The 4,606-nt window shown below is 60.9% G+C and carries 1 protein-coding gene; it reads left to right on the forward strand.

Going from position 1 to position 4,606, the window contains the following annotated elements:
* Positions 1–84: 84 nt before the first annotated feature.
* Positions 85–4,606: beta strand repeat-containing protein (locus tag AC1D06_RS41860; RefSeq protein WP_477991399.1), on the forward strand; the 4,522-nt coding region annotated here is incomplete at its 3' end.

Below are 4,606 nucleotides of genomic sequence, written 5' to 3' on the forward strand. Positions count from 1 at the left end.
GCACCAATGACGCGGCGGTGATCGGCGGCACCAGCACCAAGGAACTCACCGAGACCGACGCTGCCCAGCACCAATGACGCGGCGGTGATCGGCGGCACCAGCACCAAGGAACTCACCGAGACCGACGCTGCCCAGACCACCGGCGGCAAACTCAGCGCCACCGATGCCGACAGTTCCGCCGCCTTCGTCGCGCAGACCAATGTCAATGGCAACAATGGCTATGGCAAGTTCACGATTGCCGCCGACGGCACCTGGACCTATGCCATGACCGGCGCCCATAATGAGTTCCAGGGCGGCAAGGATTATACCGACAGCATCACCGTGGCCACGGCGGATGGCACCACCAAGGTGCTGACAGTCACCATCCACGGAACCAATGACGCGGCTGTGATCACCGGCACGAGCACACAGCAACTCACCGAAACAGACGCCGCCCAGAGCACCGGCGGCAAGCTCAATGCCACTGATGCTGACAGTTCTGYCGCCTTCGTTGCGCAGCCCAATGTCAATGGCAGCAATGGCTATGGCAAGTTCACGATCGCCGCCGACGGCACCTGGACTTACGCCATGACGGGCGCCCACAATGAGTTCCAGGGCGGCAAGGATTATACCGACAGCATCACGGTTACCACGGCTGACGGCACCATGAAGGTGCTCACCGTCACCATCCATGGCACCAACGACGCGGCGGTGATCACCGGCACGAACACGCAAACGCTCACCGAGACCGATGCTGCGCAGAGCACCGGCGGCAAGCTCAACGCCACTGATGTCGACAGCTCTGCCGCTTTCGTCGCGCAGACCAATGTCAATGGCAGCAATGGCTATGGCAAGTTCACCATCCAGGCCGACGGCACCTGGACCTATGCCATGACAGGCGCCCATAATGAGTTCCAGGGCGGCAAGGATTATACCGACAGCATCACGGTGAAGACCGCCGACGGCACCACCAAGGTGCTGACCGTCACCATCCACGGCACCAATGACGCGGCGGTGATCGGCGGCACCAGCACCAAGGAACTCACCGAGACCGACGCTGCCCAGACCACCGGCGGCAAGCTCAGTGCCAGCGATGTCGACAGTTCTGCCGCCTTCGTCGCGCAGACCAATGTCAATGGCAGCAATGGCTATGGCAAGTTCACGATCGCCGCCGACGGCACCTGGACCTATGCCATGACGGGCGCCCATAATGAGTTCCAGGGCGGCAAGGATTACACCGACAGCATCACCGTGGCCACGGCCGACGGCACCACGAAGGTGCTGACCGTGACGATCCACGGCACCAATGATGCTGCGGTAATCACCGGCACGAACACGCAGCAACTCACCGAGACCGACGCCGGGCAGAGCACCGGCGGCAAGCTCAGCGCCACGGATGTCGACAGCTCTGCTGCCTTCGTCGCGCAGACCAATGTCAATGGCAGCAATGGCTATGGCAAGTTCACCATCGCTGCCGACGGCACCTGGACCTATGCCATGACAGGCGCCCATAATGAATTCCAGGGCGGCAAGGATTATACCGACAGCATCACGGTGAAGACCGCCGATGGTACCACCAAGGTGCTGACCGTCACCATCCACGGCACGAATGATGCGGCGGTGATCAGCGGCACGAGCACCAAGGAACTGACCGAGACCAATGCCGCGCAGAGCACCGGCGGCAAGCTTAGCGCCACAGACGTCGACAGCTCTGCCGCCTTTGTCGCGCAGAGCAATGTCGCCGGCAATCACGGCTATGGCACGTTCACCATCGCCGCCGACGGCACCTGGACCTATGTGATGAATGGCGCTCATAACGAGTTCGCCGGTGGCCAGGATTATACCGACAGCATCACTGTGGCTACAGCTGACGGCACCACGAAGGTGCTGACCGTTACCATCCACGGCACCAACGACGCGGCGGTGATCGGCGGCACAAGCACGCAGTCGCTCACTGAAAGTGATGTGGCACAGAACACCGGCGGCAAGCTGGATGCCAGTGATGTCGACAGCTCGGCATTGTTCACGGCCCAGACCGATGTCGACGGCAGCAACGGCTATGGCAAGTTCTCAATCGCCGCCGACGGCACCTGGACCTATGTCATGACAGGCGCCCATGACGAGTTCAAAGCCGGCCATGACTACACCGACAGCATCACCGTGACCACGGCTGACGGCACCAGCCAGGTGATCACGGTCACCATCCATGGCACCAACGACGCGGCCGTGATCGGCGGCACCAGCACCCAGTCGCTGAGCGAAAGTGATGTTGCCCAGAACACCGGCGGTAAGCTGAGCGCCAGCGATGTCGACAGTTCGGCGCTGTTTACGGCCCAGACCAATGTCGACGGCAGCAATGGTTACGGCAAGTTCTCGATTGCCGCTGACGGCACGTGGACTTATGTCATGAACGATGCCCATGACGAGTTCAAGGCGGGTCATGACTATACCGACAGCATCACGGTGACCACCGCTGACGGCACCAGCCAGGTGATCACCGTCACCATCCACGGCACCAATGACGCGGCCGCCATAACTGGAACGAGCACGCAATCGCTCAGCGAAAGTGATGTGGCGCAGAACACTGGCGGCAAGCTCGATGCTTCCGACGTCGACAGCTCTGCCGCCTTCGATGTGCAGACCGATGTCGATGGCAGCCATGGCTATGGCAAGTTCTCGATCGCCGCCGATGGCACGTGGACCTATGTCATGAATGACGCTCATGACGAGTTCAAGGCAGGCCACGACTACACCGACAGCATCACCGTGACCACGGCGGACGGCACCTCCCAGGTGCTGACCGTCACCATTCACGGCACCAATGATGCGGCGGTGATCGGCGGCAGCAGCACACAGGAACTGACAGAAAGCGACGCTGTCCAGAACACCGGCGGCAAGCTCGATGCGAGCGACGTCGACAGCTCGGCGCTGTTCACGGCTCAGACCGATGTCGATGGCAGCCATGGCTATGGCAAGTTCTCTATCGCTGCCGATGGCACCTGGACCTATGTCATGAACGATGCCCATGACGAGTTCAAGGCGGGGCATGACTATACCGACAGCATCACGGTGACCACGGTTGATGGCACGTCCCAGGTGATCACTGTCACCATTCACGGCACCAATGACGCGGCCCTCATTACAGGAACGAGCACACAGGAACTGACGGAGACGGATTCCGTTCAGAACACGGGCGGCAAGCTCAGTGCCACGGATGTCGACAGTGCGAACACTTTCATCGCGCAGACCGATGTCGACGGCAATCACGGCTATGGCACGTTCACCATCCTGGCTGACGGTACCTGGACTTATGTCATGAACGACGCCCATGACGAGTTCGTGGGTGGTCAAGATGACACCGACAGCATCACGGTCACCACTGSCGACGGCACCAGCCAGGTGATCACCGTCACCATTCACGGCACCAATGAGGCCGCGGTGATCACCGGCACAAGCGCACAGGAACTCACCGAAAGCGATGTTGCCCAGAACACCGGCGGCAAGCTCGACAGCTCCATCAACTTCGTCGCGCAGACCGATGTCGATGGCAGCCACGGCTTCGGGAAGTTCTCGATCGCTGCCGACGGCACCTGGACCTATGTCATGAACGACGCTCATGACGAGTTCAAAGCGGGGCATGACTACACCGACAGCATCACCGTGACCACAGCGGATGGCACCTCACAGGTGATCACCGTCACCATTCACGGCACCAATGATGCGGCCCTCATTACAGGAACGATCACCCAGGAACTGACGGAGACGGATTCGGCTCAAAACACTGGCGGCAAGCTCGATGCTTCCGACGTCGACAGCTCTGCCAACTTCGTCGCGCAGACCGATGTCGATGGCAGCCATGGCTATGGCAAGTTCTCGATCGCCGCTGACGGCACGTGGACCTATGTCATGAACGATGCTCATGACGAGTTCAAGGCAGGCCACGACTACACCGACAGCATCACCGTGACCACAGCGGATGGCACCACCCAGGTGATCACCGTCACCATTCACGGCACCAACGATGCCGCGGTGATCGGCGGCAGCAGCACCCAGGAACTGACGGAGACCGACACTGCCCAGAACACCGGCGGCAAGCTGGATGCCTCCGACGTCGACAGTTCGGCGCTGTTCACGGCCCAGACCGATGTCGACGGCAGCCATGGCTTCGGCAAGTTCTCGATCGCCGCCGATGGCACCTGGACCTATGTCATGAACGACGCCCATGACGAGTTCAAGGCGGGTCATGACTATACCGACAGCATCACCGTGACCACGGCGGATGGCACCAGCCAGGTGATCACGGTCACCATCCACGGCACCAATGACGCCGCCGCCATAACTGGAACGAGCACGCAATCGCTCACCGAAAGTGATGTGGCGCAGAACACCGGCGGCAAGCTGGATGCTTCCGACGTCGACAGCTCGGCGCTGTTCACGGCGCAGACCGATATCGATGGCAGCCATGGCTTCGGCAAGTTCACCATCGCCGCCGACGGCACCTGGACCTATGTCATGAACGACGCCCATGACGAGTTCAAGGCGGGTCATGACTATACCGACAGCATCACCGTGACCACGGCGGATGGCACCAGCCAGGTGATCACGGTCACCATCCACGGCACCAATG

Source organism: Rhizobium sp. P2_G2, from assembly GCF_056403555.1.